This is a genomic window from Leptospira yasudae, from assembly GCF_003545925.1.
Taxonomy (GTDB): Bacteria; Spirochaetota; Leptospiria; order Leptospirales; family Leptospiraceae; genus Leptospira; species Leptospira yasudae.
The window spans coordinates 296,703-312,835 of record NZ_QHCU01000004.1; the positions used below are offsets into that span (position 1 = coordinate 296,703).

11 protein-coding genes are annotated in these 16,133 nt (G+C 47.3%); 1 reads left to right on the plus strand and 10 read right to left on the minus strand.

The genetic code is table 11. From position 1 onward, the window contains the following. The 8 genes from DLM76_RS12995 to DLM76_RS13030 form a co-directional block, all read right to left on the minus strand. Complete coding sequence (locus tag DLM76_RS12995) at window positions 1-969, minus strand: FliG C-terminal domain-containing protein (RefSeq protein ID WP_118965451.1); 969 nt, start codon at window positions 967-969, stop codon at window positions 1-3. Continuing rightward, on the minus strand, window positions 969-2,669 hold the full coding sequence (fliF, locus tag DLM76_RS13000; RefSeq protein ID WP_118955885.1) for a flagellar basal-body MS-ring/collar protein FliF: 1,701 nt from the start codon (window positions 2,667-2,669) through the stop codon (window positions 969-971). Before fliF ends, DLM76_RS12995 begins: the two co-directional genes overlap by 1 nt. A 399-nt stretch (window positions 2,670-3,068) precedes the next feature. After that, window positions 3,069-4,211, minus strand: a complete 1,143-nt coding sequence (locus tag DLM76_RS13005) for a M23 family metallopeptidase (protein WP_118965452.1) — start codon at window positions 4,209-4,211, stop codon at window positions 3,069-3,071. Continuing rightward, window positions 4,204-5,202 (minus strand): N-acetylneuraminate synthase family protein, encoded by a 999-nt coding sequence (locus DLM76_RS13010; RefSeq protein ID WP_118965453.1) that lies wholly within the window; start codon window positions 5,200-5,202, stop codon window positions 4,204-4,206. The genes DLM76_RS13005 and DLM76_RS13010 overlap by 8 nt, the downstream gene beginning before the upstream one ends. 16 nt (window positions 5,203-5,218) lie before the next feature. Further along, complete coding sequence (locus DLM76_RS13015; RefSeq protein WP_118965454.1) at window positions 5,219-7,177, minus strand: LTA synthase family protein; 1,959 nt, start codon at window positions 7,175-7,177, stop codon at window positions 5,219-5,221. Window positions 7,178-7,189: 12 nt separating this feature from the next. Then, window positions 7,190-9,256, minus strand: a complete 2,067-nt coding sequence (gene feoB, locus DLM76_RS13020) for a ferrous iron transport protein B (protein WP_167450776.1) — start codon at window positions 9,254-9,256, stop codon at window positions 7,190-7,192. 34 nt (window positions 9,257-9,290) lie between these two features. Beyond that, window positions 9,291-9,542, minus strand: a complete 252-nt coding sequence (locus DLM76_RS13025) for a FeoA family protein (RefSeq protein ID WP_118955879.1) — start codon at window positions 9,540-9,542, stop codon at window positions 9,291-9,293. Continuing rightward, complete coding sequence (locus DLM76_RS13030; RefSeq protein ID WP_118955878.1) at window positions 9,539-10,840, minus strand: ABC1 kinase family protein; 1,302 nt, start codon at window positions 10,838-10,840, stop codon at window positions 9,539-9,541. Before DLM76_RS13030 ends, DLM76_RS13025 begins: the two co-directional genes overlap by 4 nt. Before the next feature lie 169 nt (window positions 10,841-11,009). Here DLM76_RS13030 and DLM76_RS13035 point away from each other — a divergent pair, with 169 nt between their 5' ends. Then, entirely contained in the window at window positions 11,010-13,013 is a 2,004-nt protein-coding gene (locus DLM76_RS13035; RefSeq protein WP_118955877.1) for a helicase, read from the plus strand. A 202-nt stretch (window positions 13,014-13,215) separates the two neighbouring features. Here the strand turns inward: DLM76_RS13035 and DLM76_RS13040 are convergent, their stop codons facing one another. After that, the gene (locus DLM76_RS13040) at window positions 13,216-13,485 is read right to left on the minus strand and encodes a hypothetical protein (RefSeq protein WP_002993672.1); all 270 of its coding nucleotides are present in this window, start codon (window positions 13,483-13,485) and stop codon (window positions 13,216-13,218) included. Between the two features lie 78 nt (window positions 13,486-13,563). Then, window positions 13,564-16,101 carry a methyl-accepting chemotaxis protein gene (locus DLM76_RS13045; RefSeq protein WP_118965456.1) on the minus strand — a complete coding sequence of 846 codons (2,538 nt, stop codon included), beginning with the start codon at window positions 16,099-16,101 and terminating at the stop codon, window positions 13,564-13,566. Between the last annotated feature and the right edge of the window lie 32 nt (window positions 16,102-16,133).

Sequence of the window (16,133 nt, forward strand, 5' to 3'; positions counted from 1 at the left end):
TTAGGTCGCTCTCCAAAATTTGATACTTCCTTCTTCGATCGCGTCCCGGAGTCTTTCCAGGATTCCGTTCTGAGCGGTCTCCATTTCGGCGAGACTGATCGGTCCCATCGAATCGGATTCCAATCGGATGGAAGAGGAGAGGGCCGGTTCCAGTTTTTCAAGAATGGCGATCTGAACTTCCGTTTCCGTGCCTTTCAAGGCGCACGCGAGGACGATCGGATGAAAGGAGGAAAAGAACCGGTTCAATGGGTCCCTTTCCAAGAATAACAGATCTTCCATCCGAAAGAAGTGTTCAATTATATTTTCGGCAAAACCGGGGCGCTTCTCGCGGATACGATCGAAGATTTTTTGCGAATCTCCGGGTTGTAAACGGCCCAAAAGGTCGGCCGCCTTTTTGCCCCTCTGGTTTTTGATCGGAAGACTTTTCTCTTCGAGAGCCAAGGCTTCGAGTTTGAATTTAAGAAAGCGTTCCAGGCGGTTCTTTTCGTATTCGCTGGAAAGATCCAAGTCGTGGATCTGGATCAAAATCTCCTCTTTTCTCGCTTCGGGGAAGTCGTTTAACACCGCGGCCGCAGCGTCCGGATTTCCGAAACAAAGAACCAAGGCGATCATATCCGAGTTTTCGCCGGAAACGATTCTGGAGATTTCGTCCGCGCTCTTTGTCTTTAGCTCTTGAAGAAGATCCCGTTCTTCCTTTTCCTCTTTGAGAAGCGCTTCGAGTTCCCGGATCAGGTTGAGACTTTCGGGATCGATGCTTTCTTCTTTTTGAATTCTTGTGAGAGAGTTTAAGAAAGAAGAGAGAACCTCTCTCTCTTCTTTCGAATCCGGCTTTCCGGTTTTGTGAAACGTTTCGAGAAGTTTCCCCGTCGCTTCCGGACCCAGATGGCGGTAGACTTCCGGCGGGAGATGCTCCCCCAAGATCCGGAGGAGACTTCCCGCTCTGTTTTGTCTGGACGACAGGGAGTTCATCAGCTTGCTTCCTCTTCAGAGAGCCATGTGCGGAGAAGTTGTGCGACTTCTTCCGGTTTTTCTCTGGCGAGGTTGATCGCGTTTTCGAGAAGTTCTCTTCTGTATTTTTCGTCCAGAGAGAGTTCGACTTCGGCTCCGCCTTCGTCCATGACGCGGAGTGCCGCTTCTCTCATCATTTGCTGTTGTGCGGCGAGTTCTTCTTCTCTGAGTCTTCTTCTTCTTGCGATTTCTTTCTTAACCGCTCTGTAAACCAGGATGCTTACGATCAGGAGAAGGATGATGATTAAGGATGCGATGATCATCTGACGGATCGCTTTCTGTTTGCGGAGTTCTTCGTCTTCCGCCGCGAACTGAGCCGATCTGTCTTTTGGAATCGTGATGACGGAGATTTGATCCCCTCTTGCCTTGTCGATTCCGACGGCTGCTTCCAGGTTTTTGCGGATCTGTCTGAGTTCGTCGTCGGAAACGGGGATGTATTTACGATCGTAACCGGTTCCGTCTTCTTTCTCTTTCTTTTCCCACATACCGTCGATGACTACGGAGAGATTTACCTTCTCCACTTTCCAAGGTTGTTTTTGAACTTCGGAAACTCTTCTGTTGAATTCGTAGTTGTTGATGTTTTCGGATTTGCTGTATTCCGATTTTTGATAGTCCGTGTCCTTGTATCCGGGAGGAATGTTCGGCTCGGTTCCCGCGGGGCCGTCCGGAGTAAAACCTCTTCCTTTGAAGTCTTCTTTGGTTTCTTTGGAGGAAACTTTGAGAGAATATCCGTCCACGAGTTTTAATTCGGAGTAAGGGGTGTTCGGGTTATCGGGAATCGCGACAACCGGAGAAACGGAATTGTCTTTGTAGGATTCCTTGTCCCAATTTAAGTTATATTCAAAACGTGTAATGTCGACTCTTTCTTCTCCGCCGAGCAGCCAGCGAAGGGTGTTTCTCATGTCGATCAAACGTTGGATTCGCTGTTCTTCGCCGATTCTCAACTTCTCTTGAACGATTCTGAGTTCGAGTCTTTCTTTTTCCAGGTCCTCTTCGAAATCGCTGATGATCTTACCGTCCGCGTCCGCAACGCTTACGTTTTCCGGCTTCAACTTGGGAACGGCTCTGGAAACCAAGTTTACGATCCCTTTGACTTCCTTTCTGGAAAGAGATTCGACGCCCGGAATGTAGTGGAGAATTACGGAAGCCTTAACGGGAGAAGCGTTCGACGTGAAGAGTTCGTCTTCCGGAAAGGCGATGTTGACGTAGGCCTTGTCCACGGAACGAAGGGTCATCAAGGATTGTTCGATCGCGCCTTTTAACGCTCTGTATTTTTTGATGTCCTTGTCGAACTGGGTCTCCGTGAATTTATCCACATTAAATAGTTCCCAGCCTTGAACTCCCGCGGGAATTAAATTCTCCTGGGCGAGTTTGGTTACGATCTCTTGTCTTTGTTCGGGATCGACCGTGATGATGCTCGTATCGGAACTGCCGTATTGGTAGCCGAGAGAATCGAGTTTTTTGGTGACTTCGGCAAAGTCCTTGCTCGTTAAGTCCTTAAACAAAACCACTCGGTTCTTTTGAAGGGAGATCGTGGAAAGAATTCCGATCGCGATGAGAACGGTTAACGCCACCCCTCCGAGTATAAGCTTTTTAGTCGTATCCAGGGAAGTGAAAAAGTCCCGGATGTTGTTTAAGATTTTCTGTAACTGCTCAGGCATAACGAATCTCCACCGAATTTACAATACGGGACATAATCAAATATCGGAAAGAAAGTACAATCCCTTTTCAAATTTTTTTAGAAAAATTTCCTTCGGTACACAAATGTTAAGCGCAGTGGAACGCGTTCATTCGTCATTTTGAATGTGTTTAGAAAAACGAATCGGGTACTGAATCTTTGTGTAGTGAAAGGCGGGCGAATTTTTCACCGCTTTGCGGTGAAAAACCGCGCTCTCGGCTTTAGTCAAAAAATTGAATTTGATTTTTTGAATATTCTAGTTTCTGAATTTCAATTTTTTGACTCCAGAACGGCGATCCATAGAAAGCCGTTCTGTTGAGTTTATATCCATCGCTTTCGCGGTGGCTTACGGAGCCTTGTGATTCGTTGGAACGGAGAGGATTCAATCCGATCCGGATCGTTTGAAAAAGAACTGAAGCATCTTCCGCACTTGAGCCGGAGCGACTCCGTTTCCGAAAAATTCGCCGTCCACCCAGATTTCAAAGTGAAGATGCGTATTGTCGGGGATTCCTTTCGCTTCTTCGATGAGACCCGAGTTGCCCACCGTACCGATGACTTCTCCCTGTTTGACCTTATCTCCTACTTTGAGATTCTTCCGAATCGAGGAAAGATGATTGAAGCTCGTCATGACTCCGTGACCGTGATCGATCCAGATTTGTCTGCCGCCGAAATCCTTTTCGACAAAGGTGACCGTACCTTTTTGCGATTGAGCCGTGTGATATTCGTAATCGGCCAAGGTCATAGGAGAATAATTCAGATCCGCACGTACGATCGTTCCGTCCCCGGGGGCGACCGCTTCGTCTTGAAAGTTCAGATTTCGAATCTGGCCGTCCGTATCTCGTTTTTTGTATATATCGATTCCCTTATGAACCCCGTTTCGATACACTCGGGGCGCGTTCGGAAGCTGAAAATCGAAACTAGGAATGAGTCCGCCGGAAACGGGAAAGGTGTATCCGCGGAGCCGGGGATCGATTCCGTTCAACAGTCTTTGATTGAGAAAAAGTTTGAGGTCGCTGATCACCACGCCTCTGTCCGTCGTGTCCGGAAAATAAATCCGTAAAACCGAGGCGTCCAGACTTTCCAGCTTGTGAAAGTTGTTCAATTCCACATTCTGATTCGTGAATATGGTTCTCCAGTCGTCCCGGATCAGAACCTGAATCTCGTATTTTTTCACGGCGCGCTCTTTGCGGAACAAAGGAACCGTGATTTCCAGGCCGTTGATCAGACGTTTGGAACCGAAGTCCACGATGATCCATTCTGCCCCCGGTCGGTTGGAGGAATACCAGTGCGTGTTCGGGTCCGAATCGAAAAGATTAAAACCTCCGTATTCGGGTGAAAACGAAGAAGAAACCGAATAACTAAAGGGAGCCGTGGTCCATCTTCCGAAATCGATAAAGTCCACTTCCGAACCGAGATTGCCGTACGCCGCGGGAGCGGCGACTCCGGAAGTCGAAATGAGAAGAAACCAAAATCCGATCGTAACGATCGGATTTCGTAATTTAGAAAAACGGAATGAATCAAACATGAAAGGGTTTGCCCGATTCCGCTTTGAGTCCGTTCGCTTTTTCCGTTTCCCAAGAATCGAGAAACTTGGATTCTTTTTGCGTCAGATCGGGACGGAGCGCGATCGGCGCGCCTTTCGCATCCGCGTATAAGGATCTTCTTCCGAAAAATCTTCCGCCGACTTCTTCCGGCCAAGGTTTCTTTTCTCCGTTTCCTTTCATCTTCCAGGAAGTCAGAGCCGTATCGCAGACCGCTTTGAGTTCTTCGGGGTTGGCCGAAATTCCGTGATCCGGTCCGTCCAACTTGTGATCCAAGGTAAAATGTTTTTCGATCATGCAGGCGCCGAGCGAAACCGCTACGCTCGAGGCGACGCTTCCCGCAGTATGATCCGAAAAACCGACCGGAAACGGATACAGATTTTTGAATGTTTCTATCACCTTCAGATTCGCTTTTTCCGGAGGAGTCGGATATAAGGAAACACAATGTAAAAGACAAAGTTTGTCCGTTCCTTCTTTTTCCAAAAAGGAGATCGCTCGGCTGAGTTCGAAAAAATCCGCCGCGCCGGAGGAGAGGATCACCGGAAGTTTAGTGCGCGCCGTTTCCGTTAAAAGCGATTTGTTGGTAACGTCTCCGCTTGCGATTTTGATCGCGGGAACCTTTAGGTTTACGAGCATTTGCAGCGAACTCACGCAAAGAGGGGTCGAAAAAAAGACGAGTCCTTCGTCTTCGGCCGCCTTTTGAAACTTCCTATGCATCGCTTCCGATAGTTCATATTTTTTGAATATATCCACTAGGATCTTTGCGTCCGGATTGTGAACGTCGATGAATTCTTCCGTAACATAGGATTGAAATTTTACCGCCTGTGCTCCCGCTTTTTTGGCGGCGGCGATCGTTCGTTTTCCGATTTCTTCGTCGTTGTTGTGATTGAGTCCGATTTCGGCGACGACAACGGGCGGATGCGCGGGTCCGACGGGAAGTTCGGGGGTGATGGTGAATTCTTTTGGAAAGGTCATGTGATTCTTCGTACTTTTATTTTTTAAGTGGATATATAAGATTTCGGTTCATTAGCTCATAACTTAAGTTCCAAAATGATTTCGCTTTCGTATGATACGCGTCGCATTTTGCCGGATCGGTTTTGCATTCTTCCGTTTCGCCGATTCTAGGAGAGATGGAAAACGGAGAAATGCGGATCTTATCCGTAAGGCTGTAAAAAATCCAATTCCCCTCGATCCAACCGATAAAGTTGCCGAACGCAAAGTAGGCAATTCCTCCTGGCAGCTTGGGGTCGAGGAGGTCGCGTCCCATTGCGGAGAATTGAACTTTCTTACCCACAATTCCGAGGATGGTGGGTATGACGTCGAGTTGAGAGGAAATGCGGGGATCGATCTTGGCGGGAATTCTTCCGGGAGCGTAAATCAAAAAGGGAACGTTTCGATCCTCGAAATAATCCAGATTTCTATGATGCGTGTGATCGCCTACGAAGATAAAGACGGTATCGCGAAAGTAAGGTGACTTTTTCGCTTTTTCGAGAAAGGAATGGATCGCAGCGTCCGCATAACGATAGACGTTGAAGTATTCCGCTTCTTCGGTTTTCGGTGAAAAGATTTCGTATTCGTTCGAAGGGGTTTTGTAAGGATAGTGCGTAGTCAATGTAAGAGTGACCGCAAGAAAGGGAGAATCCTTTTGTTGCATTAGGATTTCATGAAATTCGTTTAACAAATCTCCGTCGTAATAACCCCAAGGGCCTCGTTCGTATTTCCGCAACGAGTCGAAATAATCCTGACCCAGGATCGTATCGAAACCCCAGTGGGAAAAGAGAAAACCCATGTTGTCAAAGTTGACGTCTCCTCCGTGAACGAAGAGAGTTTTGTATCCCAGCGGCTTGAGAATCGTTCCGAGTCCTCCGAAACGGCTTAAGATTTGCGGCGTTCGTACCACGGTCAAACCGGGACCGTCCGGAATTCCGGTTAACGTGGACAACAACCCGTTCGTGGTTCTTCCTCCGCTCGCAAAAAAGGAAGAGAAGTAGGTTCCTTGGGAAATCAGCGTTTCAAAGTGAGGGGCGATTTTTTTTCCTTCGGGAAGAATTTGTCCTTGGGAATAGGCGTATTTGCCGGTCCAGCTTTCGAGAAGCACCAAAACGATGTTAGGCGGCCTACGGGAATTCGTTTCCTTCGTTTCCCTGAGAATCGGAAATTCCTCCGAGATAAAGGTCGCGCCCGGATATTCGATCTCTTTGCGGACGACGTCGATCGATTCCGTATAAGAAAGCCGCAGATTGGCCGGGATCGATTGATTTTTAAGGTCCATGATGGAGGTAAAAACCCCGTTCAATACGAGCTGATTTACGATCGGAGTTTCCGAGATCATCGCGTCGCTGGCCCGTAAGGGTCTTGCTTGAATCCCGCCCCTCGCAAACAAAAACAAAACCGGAGGAAGAATCAGCAGCTGCCATAGTTCGCGCTTTCGAAACGAAGAATCGAACCTATAGGAATAATTTTGAATGTACCGGACGCTCGCAAGCGGAAGCAGAATCAAGATCGCGGTCGAAGATAAAAAGGCGAGTAAAGTATTGCCCGAGAAAAAAGCCTTGAGAAGAATGAAAAATTCCGAACCTAAAAAAACGAATCCTTCATAACCCAAGTGTTTGTTCGTTTCGCTGAAATACAAAATGTCTCCGATCAAATGTCCGAAGACCCAAAAGAAAAGAACGATCGGAACGATTCCCCAAAACAACGAATACGTCCGAAAGCGATTCAAAGGATGGATCGCGGATGCGATCGCCAATGGGCCCAGTAAAATCGCACACACAGAAAGGTCAAAACGGAATCCAGCGATCAACGCGAGTAAAATCTCCCCGACATTCGCCGCCGCGAACTTGGAAGAAAAGGCGAACCAAAAACAAAGCCGATAGAGCAGAAACAGGATCAGAAAGCCGATCGTATAACCGAAAAAGATCCTGAGATTGGAAGGAATTCTTTGGAACATCCGCAATCTATATTAGGAGAACAGATTCCAGACCTGGAAAACGATAAACGAAGTAGTATATGCTAATAACGTCATATATCCGAATAAAAAGAGAGGCCAGGCGACCGAGTTGGTTTCCTTTTTGACCACCGCGAGCGTGGACATACACTGACAGGCAAAGGCGAAGAACAACAAAAGGCTCACCGAGTTCCGCAAACCCCAGACTTCTTTTCCGTTTTCATCCTTGTCCTTGCGGATCGCTTCTTTGAGATCGTCTTCCGATTCTTCCCCTCCGACTCCGTAGATGATGGAAAGGGTGGAAACCATGATTTCTCTCGCCGCAAACGAAGTGATGATTCCGATTCCCATCTTCCAATCAAAACCGATCGGTTTTAAAACCGGTTCCATGAATTTTCCCGCGTCTCCCGCATACGATTCGCGGATTTGGATTTTTTTGAGTTCCGCTTCGGTCGCGTTCGGGTATTGCGCGGAATCGATTCGAGGATAGTTCGCCAAAAACCAAAGGAGAACGGAAATAAAAAGGATGATCTGACCCGCGGTGGATAAAAACGCTTTCAGTTTTTTGAATACGTTTAACAAAAGACTTTTGATCGAAGGCGTGTTGTACGCGGGGAGTTCCATCAGAAAATAAGAAGAGTCCGATCGAAAGAACGTCTTTTTGAAAACGAGAGCCGCGAGCATGGATGCGATCAGTCCGGCAAGGAACAAGCCGAGCATCGTCAGAGCCTGCACGCTGAAAATTCCCCAGATTTTTGTCGCGGGAAACACCGCGGCGATCACGAGAATGTAAACCGGATACCGCGCCGAACAAGTGATCAAAGGTGAAACTAAAATCGTAGTGATTCGATCCGCTTTGTTTTCGATCGTTCTTGTACCCATGATCGCGGGCACGGCGCAAGCCGCGGAGGAAAGAAGGGGGATAAACGATTTTCCGGAAAGACCGAACTTGCTCATAAAACGATCCATCACGAACGAAGCGCGCGCGATATAACCGGTCTCTTCCAAAATTCCGATAAAGAAAAACAACAAACTGATCTGCGGAATAAAAACGAGAACCGCGCCGACTCCTCCGATGATCCCCTCCTGAACGAGAGAACGCAACGGACCTTCTTCCATAAATCCGCCGACAAAACTTCCGACGCTTTGGACGCTCGACTCGATCCAATCCATCGGAGTTTCCGACCAAGTGAAAAGGGCTTGAAACATCAAGGTCATGATTCCCAAAAACGAAACCAATCCCCAAAACGGATGCAGTAGAATCTTGTCTGCCTTGGAAAGAACGCGTTCGTTCGGAAGCGGGTTTCCACCGAGGGCGTTTCCCAATATCTTTTTGACGTAAATGGATTTTTGAGTGAGTTCCTCGAGATACGTGAACGATTTCCCGAAACGGGAGAATTCTTTTCGGATCAAGTTTTGAGAATCTTCGGAAAACAGAGTAAGACCGGGAAGACCTTTCTGAAGCGTCTCTCCCGAAAGTTCCTTCAACGAATTCAATAAAACGAATTTAAGAGATTTTGAATGTTCGGAGTCGAGCGAACGCAGCAGTGCGTTCGTAAAATTCTCCCGTTCCTTATCCCAAGAGAAGGAACGGATCGGAAGACGGAAGGCTCCGGGAGAAACGAGAAGGTCCTTTAATTCCTGGACTCCATCGCCGTTTTTCGGATTCACGTATTGAAACGGAATTCCGAATTCCCTCGAGAGAACGTCCAGATCCAAGTGAACCCGTTTTTTTTCGAGAACGTCCCGCATCGTCACGGCGACTAACACGGGTACGTCGAGTTCCAAAATCTGAAGCAGAAACTGAAGACTTCTTTCCGCGAGAGACGCGTCCATCACGAAAAGAATCCGATCTCCTTCTTCGTGACCGATGAGAACACGGCTCGTGATCTGTTTGTCTTCGGAGTTTCCTCCGAGACTGAACGCACCGGGAAGATCCAGAACCTTCAGGGAATGTTCTCCGTGTCCCAAAATCCCTTCGGCTTTTTCCACGGTGACCCCGTGATAGTTTCCGGTTTTTTGTCTAAGCCCTGTTAGGCGATTGAATAAGGTCGATTTACCGCAGTTCGGATTTCCCGCCATGAGGATTCGGGAGGTTTTTGCGTGCGCTTCCACGTTAGAATGACCCACGAACTTCTCCTATTTGGATGAGCTCCGCTTCTCCTTCCCGGATCGCGATTTCCACTTCACCGGCGCGAAGAACGATTTTCTTTTGAGTCGGATATTTTTCCAAAACGAGAATTCTCGTTCCCGGTAGAAGTCCGATGTCGAGGATGTTTCGAAACAGATCTTCCTTTCCGGGTTTCGGAAGAAGGGAAAGGATCGAACCTTCCTGACCTTTTTCGAGTTCGTTTAACAATTTCGTCATATTAGAAATTTATCACGGTCGCGGATGAGGTCGATGTCCGGAGCCATCGTTTTGACGTAACGATCGAAGTAAAGAATCTGTTTGATCAAAAGACCGAATTCTTTCGGAATCTTCAATCCGTTGCGCAGAGAAATTTCGCGGAACTCGAACAGGATCGCGTTCAGCTTCTTGTCGTCCAAGGATTCTAGATCGCCCATCTGAACCTTCATCACCATTTCGGTCATTCTGGAAAAAACCGCTTCCAAATCCTTGGCGAGTTTCTTTTCATCCACTCCTTTGGCCGTGGAATCCATCTGGATCAAACCCTTCGCGATCTTTTCGGTTCTGTTCAGACTTAAACCTTCCAAAAAGATCATCAGACCGTCCCAGACGCGAGGAGAAATTCTTCCCACGATTCCGAAGTCGATAAAACCGACGGTTCCGTCCCGAAGGATCATTAGATTTCCTGCATGTACGTCCGCGTGAAAGAAACCGTTGCGAGCCAACGTGGAAAACCAGATTTCCAGAGCTTCGGTGAGGGTCTTTTGAGGATCGGAGGAATATTTGCGGATCGAATTCTCATCCGTGATCGGAGCGCCGTAAAAACGTTCCATGGTGAGGATCTTCTTCGTGGAAAGTTCTCTGTAAACTTTCGGAACGCGGGCCCTTGTTTCGCCCATCGCAAGAAGTTCCCGTTCGAACTCTTCGATGTTATCCGCTTCTTTGTAAAAATCAATTTCTTCTAATATGGATGTTTGGAACTGTTCGACCATGTCCGAGATTCCGGATTTGCTAAGGCCCGGAGCGAATCGTTCGAACAAGACCGAAGCGAAGTAGATCAGGTTTAAATCGGCGGATAACGTGGATTCTATGTCCGGTCTTTGAACCTTGATGACTACGTCCAAGCCGTCTTTCGTAACCGCGGAATGAACCTGCGCGATCGAGGCCGAAGCGATGGGAACCGGTTCCACGCTGTAAAAATGATCGCTGAGTTTTCCGCCGAGTTCCTTCTGAATGATTCTTTCGACGGTCGCATAGGGAATCGGTCGAATCGAATCCAAACATTTTTGCATTTCGGTTACGAACTCGTCGGGGAATAGGGAAGGAGCCGACGCGATGAATTGACCTAACTTGATGTACGTGGCGCCTAACTCTTCAAAGGCCTCCCGAAGTCGGATCGGAAAGGTCTCCATCGAATCTCCGCCCAAGGCGAGATCCTTTAAAAGGAGAATGGTCTTTGTGGAGAATACAAAACCGCTATTGAGGATTCGGGTGGCACCGCCAAAACCCATTTTCAGGGAATCAAAAAAACCGGCCATAATCACAAAGATTTTGAACTTCCTTTCAAAAGACAACAACAGAAAGGGGGTTCAAAAAACCGGAGAATTCCCCGAATTGCCTGCGGGTCAAAACTGGTTTTTTGTTTACGAACGAACTCAAATTCTGATTATGGCTACATAAAATACACCGTCCGGCGTATCTTTCCTTATGAGCAACGATTCAGTATTACTTCAGGAACTCGATAAACTTGAACTCAACGATCTGAAGAAAGTCGCGACTCTCTGGAATCTTGCAAAACTTCCTTATAAAGAAAAAAATAAGAACGTAGCCTACCTTTACGAAACCTTTCAGGATGAATTTTATCTGAAAGGAGTTTTGGAAAAGCTGACTCAGCTTCAGGTTACGATTTATACCAGCATTCTTAAGAATAAAAACGTTCTCACCCTCGGTGAAATTTCGAGAAAGGTGAACATTCCTCCGATCAACGTCGAGATGGAGTTGAACCTTCTCCGGAAATATCAGCTCGTCTATCAGAGAAAAAACCGCGAACGTCTTACAAACAATTTAGATAAATATCATGCGTTTGAGGAGATCGCCGATCTCGTTCCTTTGGATCAAAATCTCAAAGGAGACAAATACAAGATCTCTTTGGAGAAGTATCTCGATCGCAAGAAGACGACCGAAATCGCGGACGAGTGGAAGGCTGCCGTTAAGGCTCCGAAACAACTCGATTCGATCAAAAAGTTTTATTCCATTGCCGCTTCCGAGGAAGGAATCGATCTCAACCTTCAATCTCTTGCCGATTTGGAAAGAGACACTCTCGTCCGTATCTATTTGAGCGGTGGAGTTTCCGAAGCGGAAGACATCCGCAGTTACGTCGTTACGAGCCGAGGCAAATACGAACAGATCGTTCCCGCGCTGATCGCGAAAGGGTTGGTAGTGGACGTTTGTTTTGTGGACGAGAAGTTCGTCCGCGTTTTCGCGATCCCCGATGAAATTTTAAAATACGTTCAGACGCATCCGATTCTTCCTTCGATCAAAAAAGGAACGAAACAAAGAACGGAAAAACTCGCGGCGAACGATTTAGACTTCTTTCTCAATATCAAAAAACTGATTTCCTACATCAGCCGCAAAGGGCTGGTTCTTGCAAAATCCGGAAAGGTAAAACAAGCGGATCACAAACGGACGGAACAGGAACTTCTCAATCCGGATATCGGAATTTTTCCGGAAAAGAGTCAGATCTATCAGATGGAATTGATTCTTCCGGTTCTGAAACTCTTGAACCTCGTCGATATCAAGGGAGAAAACATCATTCTCAAGGGAGACGTGAACGGTTTTAACGAGAAGGATATTTTCGAAATCATGAAACTCGTCGTTCACGAGGTCAACGAAGCCCGTATGAAACGGGTCGTGCCTGCGGAAGTTTTCACCGCGACGGAAATGCCTTTTTACGATAAGCCGATTCTCGACAAGTGCGTGAGCCTTATCATCAAGGCGAAACGCATTCATCTTTCGGTGATCTTTTCCAATATCATTCGGGAGCACATGATTCTTTCTCCCGGATTCAGAACGAAGAATTTTCAGTCCGATCTCGCCGAACTCCGCAAGGAAATCATGAGCGCGATCTTTTATCTGCATCTCTTCGGGCTTTTGGAAATCGAATATCCGAACCGTTTCCTCGGACTTTCCAAATTGGGAGAATACTTTTTCCAAACCGGAGAACTTTCCCACAAAACGGAAAAAGGCGGGATTACGATCAATCCGGACTTTACGATCATCGCGTTTCCGGATCGTGTTTCCATTCACGGACTTCATATTCTCAAAGCGTTTACCGAACTCAAAGACTACGATCGGGTTTATACCTTCGTTCTTACCAAGGAAGCGTTCCAATTGGGAATTCTGCTCGGATACAAACCGACCGAGTTCATCGACTTCTTAAAGAATTCCAGCAAGGCGGATCTCGCGCAGAACCTTCTCTTCTTATTGGAAGATTGGGGCGGAAATCTTCCGGTCGTCGACATCACCGAGGATTGTGTTCTCGTTCGTACGAAGGACCAAAATACGATGGAACTTCTTTTGGGACAGATCAAAGGAAAGAAGATCGTGTTGGACGAAATCGGTCCAACGGCGGTTCTCGTGGACAAAAACCGCGTTCAGGACGTGATCACGGTTTCCGAAAAACTCAATCTCATCGTAAATCTCACCCGTTAATCCGAAATGGAAATACCGCATGCGCGTACGCTTCCGCGTACTCGACGTGTTTTGTCCGGCTCAAACCGAAATCCTTTCCGGTTTTGATGTACGGATTTGTATTCTAGGAAAGATCGTCGCGACGGCGATGCTGAAAGCGAAAATACGAAGAGGGTCGTAGAGAGAATGTTTTTCCGAGCCGAAGGGCTCGGAATCGGGAAGATTATTCTTCCACTTTGATTTTGGTTTTGAATTCCCACTTGCGATACGGAGCGATCGCTTGCAGTCTTTCGTCGGTTACGAAGAAAAGCGCTTCTCCGTATTTAACCAATCCACCTTTATAATGTGCGTATTTTGTTTTATGATCGATAAGGCCGATCTCCCGGACCTTGCTCCAATCGTCGCAGGTCTTGAGGGTTGGGACTTTTCTAAGATGCAATTCCTTGATCTTATTGTCCTTAACGGAGTCCCTGAGTATCTTTTCCCATTCCATAAAGTGCAAAGTAAAAGCACGGGGGGAAAAATCAAGGGTTTTTGCGATGTCGGGTCGGTCTTCTCCCCGACGCGCGGTTTAAAGTTTAAAGAAATCCACTTCTCGTTTCAGATCCTCGGCTAATTTCGCTAAACCGATCGAACTCGAGCTGAGTTCTTCGGAGGAAGCCGCGGAAGATTGATTGAGATCGTTGATCGTCGTGATCGTCCTTGAAATTTCTTCGATCGCGATTTTCTGTTCCCGAACCGCACCTTGAATCACGTCGGATCTGTCTTTGACTTCCTTTGCGGTGAAGTTCATCTGATCGTTTTTGGAAAGCTGATGTTCCATAAATTGATTCACGACCTTCATCTGACTGTTGATTTCGGAAATTCCCGCGATGATACCGGAGATCACGGTCACCGTATCGGTGATGTTCTGAATTCCGATTCCGATCTCCGCTTCGTTACTCTGAATGATCTGTTCGATATCCTTGATGCTGTTCGTAGTTTTATCGGCGAGTTTGGAAATCTCGTCGGCGACGACCGCAAAACCTTTCCCCGCGGCTCCCGCTCTTGCCGCTTCGATGGCGGCGTTCAACGCAAGAAGATGAATTTGTTCAGAGATCGTGTTGATGATTTCGATCACTCCCGCGATGTCTTCCGAACTGCTGCTGATCTTAGTGATCGATTGATTGGTGAGTTCGAGAGAACTTCCGCCCTTCTTTGCGTCTTGCGTGATTTTTTCGACTTCGAATAAGGTCTTGTCCAAGTTTCTGGAAGTTTCGTGGATCGAATCGGAGAAGAGTCTCATATCCGAAGCGAGTTTGTTCAAAAGACCGACCTGTTCTTTGGTCTGCGCTTCCACTCCGTCCATTCCCGCGGAAATCTCTTCGATCGATGCGGAGATTTGTTCGGAAGAAGCCGCTTGGTTCTGCGCGTTATCCGAAATGAAATTCAGTGCTCCGGACATTTCATCCGAGGAAGTCGCGAGGTTGTTGGAGGCGTTTATGATCTTACCCAAAACCGTTTTCACCTTTTTGTTAAACGAATTGATCGAGATGGACATTTCTCCGATTTCGTCCAATGCGAGAACTTTGAGGGACTGCGTAAGATTCCCTTCGGCCATCGATTCGAGAACTTCTTGGCTTTCCTCGAGGGGTTTCAGTTTTTTTCTAAGAATGATGTGGATGAGAATTCCGATCAAAATCAAACCGAAAAAGGAAATCACCGCCATTGCGTACACGGCGACGATCGCTTCTCCCGTGATCTCTTCGTTTTCCACGGAGGCGAACGTGATGAATCCGTATTTCTTGTTCTTCAGAAGAATCATGTACTTGTATTTTCCGCCGAAGAGATAACGAACCGGAACGTTGTCCTGATAGTCTTTAACCTGCTCGTAAAACGGAAAGTCCTGCAGACGTTTGAGATTCAAGGCGGGATTCACGTGATTGAGAACGACTTCGCTCGCCCCCAAAAGACCGGGATAACCCGTTTTTCCGATCTGGATCGAACCGATCAGTTTGCTCGTGAGATCCGCGATTCGAAGGGAATAGGCGACGTAAAGTTTCGCGTTAGACGAAATCGGTGTCAGAATCAGAACGACCGGGGTTCCGGAAACCGGAGAAGCCGTCGGTTCGCTGACAAAGGTTCGTTCTGCGGAAACGGATTCCAGAACCTTGTTCGCCGAGGGAAGATGGAACTGTTTTAAAAGGGATTCTCCTTCTTTTGCGAGAGTTCCGGTTCCCGAAAGAATTCTCCAGGATTCTCCCTCGGCTTGGAGCAAAGAGATCGATTCGTATTTGGGCGAACGGCTGAGAAGCGTTTCCAAAAAACGTTCCGCCTCGTTCAGCTTGTAATTCTCCGCATAGGAAAGAAAGATCGGATCGTGTATTAGCTTTTCCGCATCCGATTTCATTTCGTCGAATATCGATTCCGTGAGAATGTGAAGCGTTTCGTTCACGTTGATCATCTGATTGAAGTAAGACTTTCGAACCGCCGCGTAATTGAACTTATACACAAGACTCGAAACTCCCACCGCGAGAATCAAAACGATAAAGATAAAGATCATCGTAAGCGAGGTCGTCAACCGAATCTTCAACAAGGAAGAAGCGTCGATCACGCTGAAGGCCCCGGACTCGATCAGCTGAGTCGTCAATTTTTCCGTGGTTAAAAACGTATAAACCCCGAGCGACAAAGAAAGGATCGTAGTAATCGCGAATAGGTTGTAAAAGTCGGCGATCTCCACGGAAGAAGTGAAACTTCTAAGAAGAATGATGAGCGTGGCGGTGACGAAGATACGCGCGGAAATTTCGATCGCATGAAACAAAGGAAGTCGGGTCAGAGATCTCTGCGCCGCAAACGCAGTTTCCCGATCGATGATTCCCTGTTCGACGACCTTGCGGTATTTTAAAATCGGTTTCAGCTTTCTCAGATCGGAATAAACGGTAAAGGCGAGAGTGAAAACGGAAACACCCAAGGTCAAACGAATCGCGTTCTGGAGCTGACTCGAATCCAGCTCCAAAAAGGATCTGAAAAAGACAATCGAGGCTACGATCGCGAGAGAGAAGCCGATTACCTCGGTTACTAAAATGAATTGAAAGGTGAAATTGCGGATCGATCGGGTGATATCATTCATACGTTGCTTTCCAAAGCCGTTTACGCGTTATG